The organism is Nocardioides sp., assembly GCF_029937575.1.
Classification (GTDB): Bacteria; Actinomycetota; Actinomycetes; order Propionibacteriales; family Nocardioidaceae; genus Nocardioides.
This window is the reverse complement of the sequence record NZ_JAPYPS010000032.1, coordinates 1-13,594: the sequence shown is the minus strand read 5'-3', so window position 1 is coordinate 13,594 and position 13,594 is coordinate 1. Positions and strand designations below refer to the sequence as shown.

The 13,594-nt window shown below is 69.8% G+C and carries 13 protein-coding genes; 6 read left to right on the top strand and 7 right to left on the bottom strand.

Translation table 11 applies throughout. The annotated features are described in order from the left end of the window. Positions 1 to 7 precede the first annotated feature (7 nt). Complete coding sequence (locus Q1K33_RS12215; protein ID WP_300404323.1) at positions 8 to 1,318, bottom strand: phospholipase D-like domain-containing protein; 1,311 nt, start codon at positions 1,316 to 1,318, stop codon at positions 8 to 10. 144 nt (positions 1,319 to 1,462) lie between these two features. Then, the gene (locus Q1K33_RS12210) at positions 1,463 to 1,912 is read right to left on the bottom strand and encodes a hypothetical protein (RefSeq protein WP_300404321.1); all 450 of its coding nucleotides are present in this window, start codon (positions 1,910 to 1,912) and stop codon (positions 1,463 to 1,465) included. Positions 1,913 to 2,011: 99 nt separating this feature from the next. Between Q1K33_RS12210 and Q1K33_RS12205 the strand changes: the two genes are divergently transcribed. Together Q1K33_RS12205 and Q1K33_RS12200 are read left to right on the top strand one after the other, a co-directional pair. Continuing rightward, on the top strand, positions 2,012 to 3,292 hold the full coding sequence (locus Q1K33_RS12205; protein WP_300404318.1) for a CBS domain-containing protein: 1,281 nt from the start codon (positions 2,012 to 2,014) through the stop codon (positions 3,290 to 3,292). Beyond that, positions 3,285 to 3,791 (top strand): DUF1003 domain-containing protein, encoded by a 507-nt coding sequence (locus tag Q1K33_RS12200; protein WP_300404315.1) that lies wholly within the window; start codon positions 3,285 to 3,287, stop codon positions 3,789 to 3,791. The genes Q1K33_RS12205 and Q1K33_RS12200 overlap by 8 nt, the downstream gene beginning before the upstream one ends. On the opposite strand, the gene Q1K33_RS12195 is transcribed toward Q1K33_RS12200, so the two are convergent. Continuing rightward, on the bottom strand, positions 3,771 to 4,871 hold the full coding sequence (locus Q1K33_RS12195; RefSeq protein ID WP_300404313.1) for a hypothetical protein: 1,101 nt from the start codon (positions 4,869 to 4,871) through the stop codon (positions 3,771 to 3,773). The genes Q1K33_RS12200 and Q1K33_RS12195 overlap by 21 nt on opposite strands. Positions 4,872 to 4,944: 73 nt before the next feature. Here Q1K33_RS12195 and Q1K33_RS12190 point away from each other — a divergent pair, with 73 nt between their 5' ends. Then, positions 4,945 to 6,117 carry an Mrp/NBP35 family ATP-binding protein gene (locus Q1K33_RS12190; RefSeq protein WP_300404311.1) on the top strand — a complete coding sequence of 391 codons (1,173 nt, stop codon included), beginning with the start codon at positions 4,945 to 4,947 and terminating at the stop codon, positions 6,115 to 6,117. A gap of 9 nt (positions 6,118 to 6,126) precedes the next feature. Continuing rightward, positions 6,127 to 6,462 (top strand): sec-independent translocase, encoded by a 336-nt coding sequence (locus Q1K33_RS12185; protein ID WP_300404309.1) that lies wholly within the window; start codon positions 6,127 to 6,129, stop codon positions 6,460 to 6,462. 21 nt (positions 6,463 to 6,483) lie between these two features. On the opposite strand, the gene Q1K33_RS12180 is transcribed toward Q1K33_RS12185, so the two are convergent. Both Q1K33_RS12180 and Q1K33_RS12175 read right to left on the bottom strand, forming a co-directional pair. Beyond that, on the bottom strand, positions 6,484 to 7,035 hold the full coding sequence (locus tag Q1K33_RS12180; RefSeq protein WP_300404307.1) for a hypothetical protein: 552 nt from the start codon (positions 7,033 to 7,035) through the stop codon (positions 6,484 to 6,486). Positions 7,036 to 7,069: 34 nt separating this feature from the next. Then, on the bottom strand, positions 7,070 to 7,768 hold the full coding sequence (locus Q1K33_RS12175) for a DUF5995 family protein (protein ID WP_300404304.1): 699 nt from the start codon (positions 7,766 to 7,768) through the stop codon (positions 7,070 to 7,072). 120 nt (positions 7,769 to 7,888) lie between these two features. Here Q1K33_RS12175 and Q1K33_RS12170 point away from each other — a divergent pair, with 120 nt between their 5' ends. After that, a complete protein-coding gene (locus Q1K33_RS12170) occupies positions 7,889 to 8,584 on the top strand; it encodes a LysM domain-containing protein (protein ID WP_300404301.1) in 696 nt (231 codons plus the stop codon). Between the two features lie 11 nt (positions 8,585 to 8,595). After that, complete coding sequence (locus tag Q1K33_RS12165) at positions 8,596 to 9,084, top strand: Rv3235 family protein (protein WP_300404298.1); 489 nt, start codon at positions 8,596 to 8,598, stop codon at positions 9,082 to 9,084. 91 nt (positions 9,085 to 9,175) lie between these two features. Here Q1K33_RS12165 and secA read toward each other — a convergent pair whose 3' ends face one another. Beyond that, positions 9,176 to 11,998, bottom strand: a complete 2,823-nt coding sequence (gene secA / locus Q1K33_RS12160; RefSeq protein WP_300404295.1) for a preprotein translocase subunit SecA — start codon at positions 11,996 to 11,998, stop codon at positions 9,176 to 9,178. 71 nt (positions 11,999 to 12,069) lie between these two features. Next, on the bottom strand, positions 12,070 to 13,281 hold the full coding sequence (locus Q1K33_RS12155; RefSeq protein WP_300404293.1) for a crosslink repair DNA glycosylase YcaQ family protein: 1,212 nt from the start codon (positions 13,279 to 13,281) through the stop codon (positions 12,070 to 12,072). Positions 13,282 to 13,594: the final 313 nt, after the last annotated feature.

Genomic DNA, 13,594 nt, shown 5'->3' with positions numbered 1-13,594 from the left:
CCGAGCTCTAGTCCTTGGACCGCTTGCGGAACGGGTTGGTCCCGTCGGTCGAGACCGGCGTCCCGTCCTCGTAGACGGCGCCCTTGCCGCTGCCGAAGACCAGCTGGTCGCTGGTGGTCGGCTTGGCCGAGGTGGTCGAGCGCGCGCTCGTCCCGGTGCTGGGGAAGTTGTTGTACCAGTAGTCGAAGTGCCCCTGGTACCGCAGCGCCCGCTTCTTGGTGTAGTAGACGCCGAGGTTCTCGTCGCTGCGTGCCGACGAGCTCGACCAGTTGGCCGAGCCGTTCAGCACGGCGTACCCGGACCTGTTGCCTGCGTAGTTGCCGTTGATCGACATCGTCTTGAGGTGGAAGTAGTTGTCGAAGACGCCGTCGCCGTCGAAGTCCTGCACCAGGTGCTTCATCGGCACCGGGCCCCGACCGGCGGGGTTGCGCAGGAAGCGGCCCACGTCGATGCCCATCACGGTGTAACCGATCTTGACGTCGCAGCCCTGGTTCCACAGGTCGCGCACCTTCGTGGCCAGGCTCATCCCGCGTGCCTGGCGCAGCACGTCGGGAGCGATCCGGATCACGGTCCTGCCGGACGCGGTGCTGGCCGCGTTGCGGCACTTGACGTCGTTGAGCATGCGAGCGACCGGGTCGTAGGCCTTCTTGCCCTGCAGCGGGAACATGATCAGGTCGGAGTTCTTCAGCGAGATGGCCTCGAAGGGCGCCTTCAGGCGCTTGTCGACGGAGGCCTCGGCGAAGATCTGCTCGGTGAACTTCCAGATCTTCTTGTTGTTGACGTAGGTGTACATGTCGTTCCACTGGTTGTTGGTCGCAGCCAGCGTCAGGTTGGCCGAGCCCTGCATCACGACGCGCTTGGCCGAGCCGACCTTCGAGAACATGAAGAACTTGCTGTGCGACGCGCCTCCCGGGCCACGGCAGGACTGCTTGCACGTGCGGGCCCAGCTGCGGCGGCTCCGGGGCCACTTGTCGTTGCCGTCCTTGAGCCCGCTGCGCAGGCGGCGGAACGTCACGTTGGGGACTTCCCTGTTGTTCTGCTTGTCCATGATCAGCTTGACCCGCACTCCCCTGTTCTGGGCGCGCAGCAGGGCCGTGGCCGCTTCGCTCGTGGCGAAGTTCCAGGTGAAGAACTTGATCGTCGACCCCCGCTTGGTCGAGTTCACCGACCGGATGATCTTGCGGAAGATCGCGCGCCTGTCCGTGACGTCGCCGAGCGGGTTGTTGAACGTCGGCCCGTTCTTCGGGCGGAAGTTGTCGGGAGCCGCCTCGGCCGGGCCCGTCGCGCTCACCGGGACGAGGAACACCAGGCTCGTCACGAGCAGCAGGATGAATTTTCTGGGCAAGGCAGGTGTCCAATCACGAGGTCACGATCTGAGGTCACACGATCGTCAGGAGCAGTCAGAACGCAATCAGGGAGCGGTCAGGGAGAAGGCTACGTGGAGGTCCGCGAACGGGCGACTTCAGGCGCGACAGTTGACGACGAAGTCGACGTAGTCGGCGTCCTTCTTCAAAGGAGTCGTCGCCGCCTGCTTGATCGTGCCACCCAGCGCCGCCCAGTAGGCCTCGTCGAAGCGCACGATGCGCTGGCCCGAGGAGCACTCCAGGACGTCGCGCTTGACGTAGTCGCCCGCCTCCACACAGCCGGAGTAGGTGCGGGGCAGCTTGGCACCGGCCTCCCACACGTCGGCGCACGCGGGCGCACCGGCAGGCACGTCGGTCTCGGCAGGGGTGGACTCGGGTGACTCGGGTGACTCGGGTGACTCGGACTGTGTCGCACCCGAGGACGGCGAGCTGCTCGGGCTCTCGTCGCTCGCCGCGACGACACCGGCATCGTCCGAGCCGCAGGCGGCGAGGGCACAACCCACCACGAGCACCAGCCCCGGGAGGCTCCAGCGTCGATTCACGGACATGGCGCCACTATAGATGAGCCTGCCGACGGGTCACGGTTGTTCACCTCACCGACTCCCGGCCTGTCGGGCATCGACGCCGGACGGGGATAACCTGCGTCCGTGAGCTCCGCCCCGTCCCGCGTCTACGTCGCCCGGCTCGTCGGCCTGCCGATCTTCGACCCCCAGGGCGACCAGGTCGGCAAGGTCCGCGACCTCGTGGTGGCGATGCGTTCCGAAGCCAACCCCCCACGGGTGCTGGGACTCGTCTCGGAGGTGCCGGGCCGCCGTCGCATCTTCGTGCCGATGACGCGGGTCACCAACATCGACGGCGGCCAGGTCTACACGACCGGCCTGCTGAACATGCGCCGCTTCGAGCAGCGCTCCACCGAGACGCTGGTGATCGGGGAGATGCTCGACCGTCGGGTGACCGTGCTCGTGGATGGCACGACCACCGGGGAGACGGTCGCCGGCACGGTGTACGACGTCGCCATGGAGCAGGGCCGCACCCGCGACTGGGTGCTGAGCAGGGTCGCGGTCCAGGAGCCGGCGAAGGCCCTGCGCCGCCGGGGCCAGACGCACGTGGCCGAGTGGCGCGACGTACGCGGCCTGGCACAGTCCGACGGCGAGGCGCAGGGCGCCACCCACCTGCTGCACGCACTCAACGAGATGCGGCCCGCCGATGCCGCCACCATGCTGCACGACCTGCCGCTCGAACGGCGTACGGCGGTCGTGGCCGCCCTGGACGACGACCGGCTCGCCGACGTGCTGGAGGAGATGCCCGAGGAGGACCAGGTCGACATCCTCAACCATCTAGACACCGAGCGCGCGGCCGACGTGCTGGAGGAGATGTCGGCCGACGACGCCGCCGACCTGATCCGCGACCTGCCCCCCGAGACCGCCGAGATCCTGCTCGACCTGATGGAGCCGGAGGAGGCCGAGGACGTGCGCCGGCTGATGTCGTACGTCGAGGACACGGCGGGGGCGATGATGACCCCCGAGCCGGTGATCCTCGGCACGGACGCCACCGTGGCCGATGCACTGGCCCACGTGCGCAACCCCGACCTGACGCCGTCCCTGGCAGCGCTGGTCTACGTGTGCCGCTCCCCCTTGGAGACCCCGACCGGGCGTCTGGTCGGCGTGGCGCACATCCAGCGACTGCTGCGCGAGCCGCCCTCGACGTTGGTGGCGGGAGCCCTCGACGAGTCGCTGGAGAGCCTGCGACCGGAGGCGACCATCACCGAGGTCGCGCTGCACCTGGCGACGTACAACCTCGTCGCCGCGCCGGTGGTCGACGAGAACGGCCACCTGCTCGGCGCCGTCACCGTCGACGACCTGCTGGACCACATGCTCCCGCCCGGCTGGCGTGACCGCGCCCTGACCGAGGGGTCGCGCCGTGGCTGAGCGCCGCGCCTCCACGCCCCGGCTCGACACGCCGCGCGACACCCGTCGCCAGTTCGTGCGCCGGCCCAGCTACGACGCCGACACGTTCGGTGTCTTCGCCGAGCAGTTCGCCCGGTTCATGGGGACCGCGACCTTCCTGGCCTACATGACCCTGGTGGTCGTGGTGTGGATCGGCTGGAACGCCGTCGCCCCGGACGGTGCCGCCTTCGACGCCTACCCGTTCATCTTCCTGACCCTGATCCTCAGCCTGCAGGCCTCCTACGCCGCGCCGCTCATCCTGCTCGCCCAGAACCGCCAGGAGCACCGCGACAAGGTGATCGCCGAGCAGGACCGACAGGCCAACGCCCGAGCCCACGCCGACATGGAGTTCCTCTCGCGCGAGGTCGCCTCGCTGCGGATGGCGCTGGGCGAGGTGGCGACTCGCGACTACCTGCGCTCCGAGCTGCGCGCGCTGCTCGCCGAGCTCGACGAGCGAGAGTCAGGTCGAGCGGCCGAGTAGCCGCCGTACGGCGGAGCGGGCGGAGCGTCGCCGACCGACGCGCTCCGTGCCCGGCTCCCCAGCCGGTCCCGCACCCGGTCCACCGCGGGGGGAGGTGCCGCGGAAGTAGGCGCTGCGGTCGGTGCCGTGGGCCTCGGCCAGCCCTCGCTGCAGCACGGTCCGGGCCCCCTCGGACAGCGGTCGCGGCGCGTGGGTGCCGGCCGTGGGATCGAGCTCCAGCACCAGCCCTAGCTCGACGAGGCTCTCGGCGTCGTCCTGCGTGGTCTCCTCGAAGAGCGCGAGCAGCCGCTCGTGGCGGGCGTCGGGCGAGGCTTCGCCCTCCAGGACGTCACGTACGGCGTCCGCCACCGCGGAGCGACCGGCGCGCAGGCTGACGCGCGGGCCCGAGGTGGTCATCGCCCCCCACTTGCGCGCGAACTCCTCGCCCGAGTACGACTCGTAGTGGAAGAGCTCCAGGCGCTCGTCGGCGTGGGTCGGGGCCTGCGTGCGGTCAGCGGCGATCGCCTTGTGCAGGCCCAGCCAGAGGTCCCGGCGCGGTCGCACGCCGACCTTGCCCTGGAGGTGGCCGTGGAAATGGGCCTGGTTGGTGGCCGCCGCGATCGCGCCCCGCTGGTGCAGCCGCTGCAGGTCTGCCTCGCCCAGCAGCCGCTTGAACAACGTGGGGTCGCCGTCCCAGGTGGCCTTGCTGACGGCCTCGCGGGGTGCCAGTCGCACGGCCGGGACGTCGGCAGGCACGGCCGCCAGGGCGTCGGGGTCGATCCGCACGACCTCGTCCCCGTCGACGTGGAACACCCACTGCACCTCGGGTGCGTCCGCCAACAGGTGGCTGACCAGTCCGGCGTTGGTGCACTGGCGTTCGTTGAGGCCGGCCGGGCGGTGCTCGCCCCACCATCCCCGGCCGGCCCGCACGCAGGTGACGTGCGGCTCCTGGTCGAGGAAGTCGGCCACCTCGTCCTGCCCCGGTGCCCGGGGCTGGTCGAGGAAGACGACCAGGTGGTCGATCCCTCCCCCCAGGTTGCCGCGCACGAATCGCCGGACGTGCTGCACGGTGTCCTTGATCGTGCTGGCTGCGATCAGCATGGCGGGAGGCTATCGCGGCACCCACCCCCGCGACCGTGCCGGATGCCGACCCACACCCTAGACTTCTTCCATCATGACTGCCCCGAACTCCGACCAGCTCCAGGCAGCCCTGGCGACCGTCAACGACCCCGAGATCAAGCGCCCGATCACAGAGCTCGGCATGGTCGAGAGCGTCGAGACCGACGACCAGGGCATCGTGCACGTGACCGTCCTGCTGACGGTCGCCGGCTGCCCCCTCAAGGACACCATCACCCGCGACGTCACTGCGGCCCTCGAGGCCGTCGACGGCGTCACCGGCGTCGACCTCACGCTGGGCGTCATGAGCGCCGAGCAGCGCTCGGGCCTCGGCGAGCAGCTGCGTGGTGGCCAGGCCCAGCGCGAGATCCCGTTCGCCCAGCCCGGCTCGCTGACCAAGGTCTTCGCCATCGCCAGCGGCAAGGGGGGTGTCGGCAAGTCCTCGGTCACCGTCAACCTGGCCCTGGCCATGTCCAAGCAGGGCCTCAAGGTCGGAGTCGTCGACGCCGACATCTACGGCCACTCGGTGCCGGCCATGCTGGGGGTGGCCGATGCCCGCCCCACGCAGGTCGACGACCTGATCATGCCGGTCCCCACCGCCAGCGGCGTCTCGGTGATCTCGATCGGGATGCTCAAGCCACGCCGCGACCAGGTGGTCGCGTGGCGCGGGCCGATGCTCGACCGAGCCCTGGTCCAGATGCTCTCCGACGTGTTCTGGGGCGACCTGGACGTGCTCCTGCTCGACCTGCCACCCGGCACCGGCGACGTCGCGATCTCGTTGGGCCAGCACCTGCCGAACGCCGAGGTCGTCGTCGTGACCACGCCGCAGGAGGCCGCTGCCGAGGTCGCCGAGCGCGCCGGCACGATGGCCTCGATGATGCATCAGCGAGTGGTCGGCGTCGTCGAGAACATGTCCTACCTCCCGTGCCCGCACTGCACCCCCGAGGGCCCCGACCACGCCGACCACAGGATCGAGGTCTTCGGCTCCGGCGGTGGCGACCGGGTCGCCAGCACCCTCGGCGAGCGCTTCGGCTACGACGTACCCGTCCTGGGTCGGATCCCGCTGGACCTGTCCCTGCGCGAGGGCGGCGACGTCGGCAAGCCGATCGTCGAGTCCGACCCCACGGCTCCCGCTGCTCTCGAGCTCACGGCGGTGGCCGAGACGCTCTCCGGTCGTGGGCGCGGCCTCGCGGGCATGCAGCTGGGCCTGACGCCCACGAGCAAGTTCTAGGCGTACGCCGTGTTCGGGGTCGGGCTGATGGAACTGGCCGTCATCGCGTTGGTCGCGATGTTCATGTTCGGCCCCGACAAGCTCCCGGAGTTCGCGAAGCAGGCCGGAGCGGTCCTGCGCAAGGCACGCTCCTTCGCCAACTCGGCCCGTGACGACCTGCGCGAGGAGCTGGGCCCGGAGTTCGCCGACCTGGAGCTGCGCGACCTCGACCCCCGCACCATCGTGCGCAAGCACATCATCGAGGCGATGGAGGACGCCGGCGAGGAGGCCGACCGGCCCAAGCGCCGGGGTGCCGCGCCCCTGGCGGACGGCGAGGTCCCGCCGTACGACGTCGACGCCACCTGAGTCGGCCGGATCTGGCCGGCGTCAGCTGCTCTGGACCGCGGCGATGGCGGAGAACGCGACCAGGCTCAGCCGCGCCCCGGCACCGTGGCCCTCACTGAGCTCGACGAAGTCCTGACCGACGCGGGCGGGGACGCCGTCGTGCCGACCGCCGTCGCGGCGGTGGACGACACACCGCTCCCCCGCGTCGCCGAGGCGACGCAGCGCTGATCCCAGACCCAGGCGGGTGAGCGGAGACCAGGCGACCTCGGGCACCGACCGCTGGTCGACGCCCTCCACAGCGGCGATCGCCTCCAGCGGCACGACCCACTCCTGCGCTCCGCTCGTTGCCGTGGAGGCGACCAGGCACCAGGCGGCGCAGACTCGCTCCAGGCGACCACGCAGGGTGCCGACCCCCGGCACGTGGAGCCCGACCTCACGCCCGACCGACGCCTGGAGTCGCGAGACGAGGGTGACCTGCTGGTACTCCGTGCGGCTGCGGTCGGCGACCTCGAGGTCGCGATCCGCCTCGAAGAGGGCGCCGGCCTGCTGCTCGAGGTCGTCGAGGAACCCGAAGAGCTCCTCCTCCCACGTCATGTCGAAGACCCTATGCGGCGCCGTCCCGAGATGGTCAGAGCAGGATCCCGCGACTCGTGAAGGCCACCCCGCGCGCGAGGTTCTCCCGGAAGAGCTCGTCGAGCCGCGGGTTGTCGGCCAGGCCCCACTGCAGCTGGGAGACCTGCCAGGCTGCGGCGCGCGCCAGGTGGATCCCGAACATGGCGAACGCGTCGTCGACCCGGCCACCGGCCTCGTCGATCCGGGCGACGATGCCGCTGGTGAACCAGCCCTTGATCTGGTCCTTGGCCAGCTCGAGCACCTCGTTGGTCGTGGTGAAGTCCGTGTGCTCGGCACTGCCGTCGACGGGGGCGACACCGAGCTCGCGGCAGGTCAGGACCACGGCGCCGGGCAGGTCGTGGGAGATGTGGGCGTTCATCCCGGCCATGGCGAACTGGATGGGATGCGTGCGGGGCTTGATCCGCGCGGCGAAGAGCGGGGCCCAGGCCGTCGGGACGGGCTGCCCGGCCTCGTCAGCCGCGTAGGCCTCGAAGAAGAGGTTGGCGAAGTGGACGTCGAGGCGGGCCAGGAAGTCGCCGGCGCCGAAGGTGCCGGCATCCACCGCGCTGTCCACGAGGTCGGTGACCTGGCGATACATCCGGTTGAACGTGGCCACGCCGTCCTCCGGCGGCAACGACGACTCGATCACCGTCATCCGCTCCAGGACGTCGTCGATCGACTCCGCCTGCGCCCACCCGGACCGCCCGCCAGCCATGCGGTCAATCTAGCGAAGCCGGGGAGCGAGGCTGTGGACAAACAGTTGACGACTGACTCAGAAGGGCGTTGAGTGATGCAAACAGACGCAAACGCATAGATACAGAGAGTTCACTCGGACATGGGCTTCTCCCTCCCCCGCTGCCTCCTCGTGTGGCTGACGGTCAGTGCCGTCGCCGGTGCCGCCTCCCTCTGTGCCGCGCCCGACGTGGCGGCCGTTCCTCGCGCCACGTCGTTCGACGCCTACGTCGCCGCAGGAGCGGGCGCAGCCCTGATCGGGTGCGGGGTGTGGGCCTGGGTCGTCACGACGGTCGTCGTCGCCTGTGCCGTGCGCGATCGTGAGCGTTCGCGCACCGGCGACCGCCACCAGCCCGGTGTACCAGGCTGGGCACGGCGGTTGGTGCTGGCCGCGTGCGGCATCGCCCTCGTCGGTGCGGCGCAGAGCGCGCCCGCTCACGCCACCCCCGGAGAGATCGCACCGGTGACCCAGCGCGGCGGGGACGGCGGGCCTTCCGCCCTCGGCCTGCCGCTGCCGGACCGGACCACGGGTCCGCTGCGCGACGAGTCCCGGGATCCTGCGGCAGCCGGGGCGGTCGCGGCAACGGTCGCCACCGGAGCCCTCCATGTCGTCCAACCAGGCGACTCCCTCTGGAGCATCGCGACCGACCTGCTCGCACCGGGGACGAGCAACCACGACATCGGCGCGCTCGTCGCGCGCCTCTACAGCACCAACCAGGCGCTCATCGGGAACGACCCCGACCTGATCCAGCCTGGCCACCGACTTCGGACGCCACTCGGAGAGCGTCCGGCCCGATGAGAGGACCAGCCATGTCGAACCAGCCCCCCACCGTCGTGCCCATGCGGATCCCGGTGCCCGTGGCCGCCACGCAGGGCACCCTCGCCCTCGACCTCCAGCCCCGCACCGAGGTCCCTCCCGCACCGGTCCCCACCGGTCGACGTCCACGTGACCTGGAGCCCTGGGCAGCCCGCTTCGCGCAGGCCGCGGTGGAGATCGTCGGCGGGGACCGCCCGGTCAGCCAGCTCGCACGCTGGACCAGTCGCGAGGTCTACCTCGACCTCGAACGTCGCGCCCTGCTCGTGGCGCGGGCGGGCAACCACGAGCCAGGCGTCTCACGCGTGCAGGCAGTGCGTCCGCGCGTCCACACCGTGCACACCTGCGAGGTCGGTCCGCACGTCACGGAGACGAGCATCCACGTGCGCTACGGCAACCGCTCGCGCGCGCTGGCCGCGCGCTTCGAGCGCCGTGGGACGCCCGAGGCACTGAGGTGGGTGTGTACGGCGCTGGAGTTCGCGTGATGCTGCGGTCCCGTCGTACGTGGTGGGTGTGGCGCCCGCGCTCCTCGGTTGGGCCCGGTCCTCGGGGTTGGTGTGGCGCGGGCCGGAGCGATCAGCCGTTGGACCGCGCGGTCAACCCCGTCGGCCCGCCAGGCGCACCGTGGCACTGCTTGAACTTCTTGCCCGAGCCACAGGGGCACTTCTGGTTGCGGCCGACCCCGGCGAACTCGTCGTCCGCCGTCGTCACTGTCCCGCCCTTGACCTCGGCCTCGCCGTCCTCGGAGGGTGCGGAGTAGGACAGGTTGGCCGACGGCGCAGGAGCCTCGAGACCCTTGGCGCGGATGGTCGGTGCGGGCGCCCGCTGCGCACTGCCCTCGGGCTGCATCAGCGGCTCGTAGGCCTCCTCCAGAGGCTCGTCGCTGTCATCGTCGTCGTCCTCCTCGACCTGGACCTCCAGGTTGAACAGGAAGCCCACCGCCTCCTCCTTGATCCCGTCCATCATGGCGGCGAACATGTCGAAGCCCTCGCGCTGGTACTCGACCAACGGGTCGCGCTGGGAGTAGGCGCGCAGGTAGATGCCCTCGCGCAGGTAGTCCATCTCGTAGAGGTGCTCGCGCCACTTGCGGTCGAGCACCGAGAGCAGGACGCGCCGTTCGAGCTCGCGGGCGACCTCGTCGCCGATCTCGGCCTCGCGCGCGTCGTAGGCGGCCTGGGCGTCGGCCTGGAGCTTGGTGATCAGCTCGTCCTTGTCCAGGTTGGCCTTGCCGCCGGCCTCGGCGACGAGCGACTCCAGGTCGACGGAGATCGGGTAGACCTGACCGAGGTCGGTCCACAGCTGCTCCAGGTCCCACTCCTCGGCGAACTCCAGGGTCGCGCCGGTGACGTAGCCGACCACCACGTCGTCGATGAAGGTACGGATCTGTGCCTCGATGTCGGCGCCCTCGAGCACCTCACGGCGCTCTCCGTAGACGACCTGGCGCTGACGATCCATCACGTCGTCGTACTTGAGGACGTTCTTGCGGGACTCGAAGTTCTGCGACTCCACCTGCCCCTGCGCGTTGGCGATGGCGCTGGTGACGCGCTTGTTCTCGATCGGAACGTCGTCGGGGATCTTCAGCATGGTCAGGACCCGGTCGACCCAGTCCGACTTGAAGAGTCGCATCAGCTCGTCCTGCAGCGACAGGTAGAAGCGGGACTCCCCGGGGTCACCCTGACGGCCGGAGCGACCACGCAGCTGGTTGTCGATGCGGCGCGACTCGTGGCGCTCGGTGCCGACGACGTACAGGCCGCCCAGCTCGCGGACCTCGTCGTGCTCGTTGCCGACCTGGGTCTTGATCTGCTCCAGCATGTCGGGCCAGGCCGCGTCGTACGCCTCGGCAGTCTCGCCGGCGGGCTCGAGGCCCTTCTTACGCAGCTCGGCATCGGCGAGGAACTCCACCGATCCACCGAGCATGATGTCGGTGCCTCGACCGGCCATGTTGGTGGCGACGGTGACCGCCCCCTTGTGGCCGGCGAGCGCGACGATCTTGGCCTCGTCGGCGTGCACCTTGGCGTTCAGGACGCTGTGCGGGATGCCCTTGGCCTTCAGCTTGTCCGAGAGGTGCTGCGACTTCTCGACCGACACGGTGCCCACCAGGACCGGCTGGCCCTTCTCGTGGCGCTCGGCGATGTCGTCGACCACGGCGTCGTACTTGGCTTCCTCGGTCCGGTAGACGAGGTCGGCCTGGTCCATGCGGACCATCGGACGGTTGGTCGGGATCGGCACCACGCCGAGCTTGTAGATCTTGTCGAACTCGCTCGCCTCGGTCATGGCCGTACCGGTCATGCCCGAGAGCGTGCCGTAGAGGCGGAAGTAGTTCTGCAGCGTGACCGTGGCGAGGGTCTGGTACTCCTCGCGGACCTCCACGCCCTCCTTCGCCTCGATCGCCTGGTGCAGTCCGTCGTTGTAGCGACGCCCCGACAGCATCCGGCCGGTGTGCTCGTCGACGATGAGCACCTCGCCGTTCATGACGACGTACTCCTTGTCGTTGCGGAACAGCGCCTTGGCCTTGATCGAGTTGTGCAGGAAGGAGATGAGCGGGGTGTTGGCCGACTCGTAGAGGTTCTCGATGCCGAGGTGGTCCTCCACCTTGGTGATGCCGTCCTCCAGCACCGAGATGGTGCGCTTCTTCTCGTCGACCTCGTAGTCCTCGTCGAGCACGAGGGTGTCGGCGATCTTGGCGAACTCGCCGTACCACTTGACCTCGTCCTGCGTCGGGCCGCTGATGATGAGCGGGGTCCGGGCCTCGTCGATCAGGATCGAGTCGACCTCGTCGACGACGGCGAAGTTGTGGCCGCGCTGGACACAGTCGTCGATGGACGAGGCCATGTTGTCGCGCAGGTAGTCGAAGCCGAGCTCGTTGTTGGTCGCGTAGGTGATGTCGCAGTTGTAGGCCTCGCGACGCTCCGAGGGCCGCATCTCCGGCAGGATCACGCCGACGGTCAGGCCCAGGAAGTGATGGATCCGGCCCATCTGCTCGGACTGGAACTTGGCCAGGTAGTCGTTGACGGTGACGACGTGGACGCCCTTGCCGGAGATGGCGTTGAGGTACGACGGCAGCACCGCCACGAGCGTCTTGCCCTCGCCGGTCTTCATCTCGGCGATGTTGCCCAGGTGCAGCGCGGCGCCACCCATGATCTGGACGTCGAAGGGGCGCATCCCGGTGACCCGCTTGGAGGCCTCGCGGACCGTGGCGAAGGCCTCCGGCATCAGGTCGTCGAGCGACGCGCCCTCGGCGTAGCGCTCCTTGAGCTCACCGGTCATCGCCTGGAGCTCGTCGTCGCTCATCTTGACGAAGTCGTCCTCGATGGCGTTGACCGCCTTGGCGATGGTCTCCAGCTGTCGGAGGATCTTGCCCTCGCCGAGGCGGAGGAGCTTGTCGATGATGACGGGCACGAGTGGTGACTCCTGGGTCGGGTGGATCGTCCGGCCCGGATGCGGGCCTCGCCCATCCTAACGAGCCGACCTCACGAGGCGTTCCTGGCTGCCTCCACGGCGAGCTCGGGCGCCAGGCCGCCGTGGCCGTCCACCACGACAGCCGTCATCCCGAGCCACTCCGCGAGCCGGCGCAGCTCTCCTGCCAGCTCGGCTGCGGTGTCCTGCGGGGCTCCGTCCTCTGCGAACGCACCCTTGACCTGGAGCAGCCCGGTGACCCGGTCCGCCTTGAGGTCGACGCGCGCGACGATCTCGTCGCGGAGCAGGAACGGAAGCACGTAGTAGCCGTGGATGCGTTTGTGCCTGGGGGTGTAGATCTCGATCCGGTAGTGGAAGTCGAAGAGGTGCTCAGCGCGCTCGCGCTCCCAGACCACCGGGTCGAACGGGCTCAGCAGGGCGCGCGCATCCACCGCACGTGGGCGCCGGGCGTCGCGGTGGAGGTAGGCCGGCCGCTTCCACCCCTCGATCGTGACCGGCTCCAGCTCGCCGGACTCCACGAGGGTGGCGATCGCCGGGCGTACCTCGTCGACGTGCATCCGGTAGTAGTCCTTGAGGCACTGGGCGGTCGCCACCCCGTGGGACATCGCGGCCCGTCGCACCAGCGCGAGGTGCTGCTCCGCCCTCGTCAGGTCGGGCAGGCGCTGCACGGAGTCGGGCAGCACCCGCTCCGGCAGGTCGTAGCGCACCTCGAACTGGCTGTTGCGACCCGCGATCGCGAGGTCTCCCATGCTGTAGAGCATGTCGAGGCCCTTGCGCGCCTCGGACCAGTTCCACCCCCAGTGCTCCTTGGACCGCGGAGCCCCGTCGTCGAGGTCCCGCGCCGTCTGGGGCCGACCGGCTGCCGCGATGCGCGCCACCAGGGACGCCGCCGCCTCGTCGGAGACCTCGTTCCACCACTTGCCGCGCAGCGCACGGAAGTGGTCGCGCCGAAACTGCATCGCCGGCCACAGCTCGACCGGCATGAACGCCTGCACGTGAGCCCAGTACTCCACCATCCGACGCTGCTGCCTCCCGCTGGACGCGCGGGCGAGGAGGTCGGGGTCGTAGGCGCCCATCCGCGAGTAGAGCGGCATGTAGTGCGCGCGCTGAAGCACGTTGACCGAGTCGACCTGCAGCACTCCGGTGCGCTCGACCGTGCGGGCTACGGTGCGCATCGTCGGCGACGCGTGCGGCTTGTCGAGGAACCCCTGCGCTGCCAGGGCGATGCGACGGGCCTGGGCGCGGGTCAGGGACTGGGTGGTCACCGGACTGTTGTACCGGACCGTTCGGACAGTGGCGCGGGATTGTTCGGCTCGGTCCTGGTGGTGGTGGTTGCGGCTGTGCGTCGGCACTCCGGAGGGGCAGGCTCTTCGGGGTTGGTCCTGGTAGTCACCGGTGGGTTGGGCCGCGCGGCCCCACCAGTCACATGAGCCACACGTGCTCATCGGTTGGGCAAAGACGACACGAAAACCGGCCGCAACCATGTCGTTCGTGCCCACTCGATGAGGCGATGCGACGCAAGAGACGGGTGTGGCGGCCGCGCATGCGGCGGCGTGGGCGGAGCCCTCGCCGTTGAGC

Bases quoted from the DNA above. Each gene is read 5' to 3' on its own strand.
- Q1K33_RS12210 (WP_300404321.1), bottom strand. From the start codon at position 1,912: ATGTCCGTGAATCGACGCTGGAGCCTCCCGGGGCTGGTGCTCGTGGTG.
- Q1K33_RS12195 (WP_300404313.1), bottom strand. From the start codon at position 4,871: ATGCTGATCGCAGCCAGCACGATCAAGGACACCGTGCAGCACGTCCGG.
- Q1K33_RS12190 (WP_300404311.1), top strand. From the start codon at position 4,945: ATGACTGCCCCGAACTCCGACCAGCTCCAGGCAGCCCTGGCGACCGTC.
- Q1K33_RS12180 (WP_300404307.1), bottom strand. From the start codon at position 7,035: ATGACGTGGGAGGAGGAGCTCTTCGGGTTCCTCGACGACCTCGAGCAG.
- Q1K33_RS12175 (WP_300404304.1), bottom strand. From the start codon at position 7,768: ATGGCTGGCGGGCGGTCCGGGTGGGCGCAGGCGGAGTCGATCGACGAC.
- Q1K33_RS12170 (WP_300404301.1), top strand. From the start codon at position 7,889: ATGGGCTTCTCCCTCCCCCGCTGCCTCCTCGTGTGGCTGACGGTCAGT.
- Q1K33_RS12165 (WP_300404298.1), top strand. From the start codon at position 8,596: ATGTCGAACCAGCCCCCCACCGTCGTGCCCATGCGGATCCCGGTGCCC.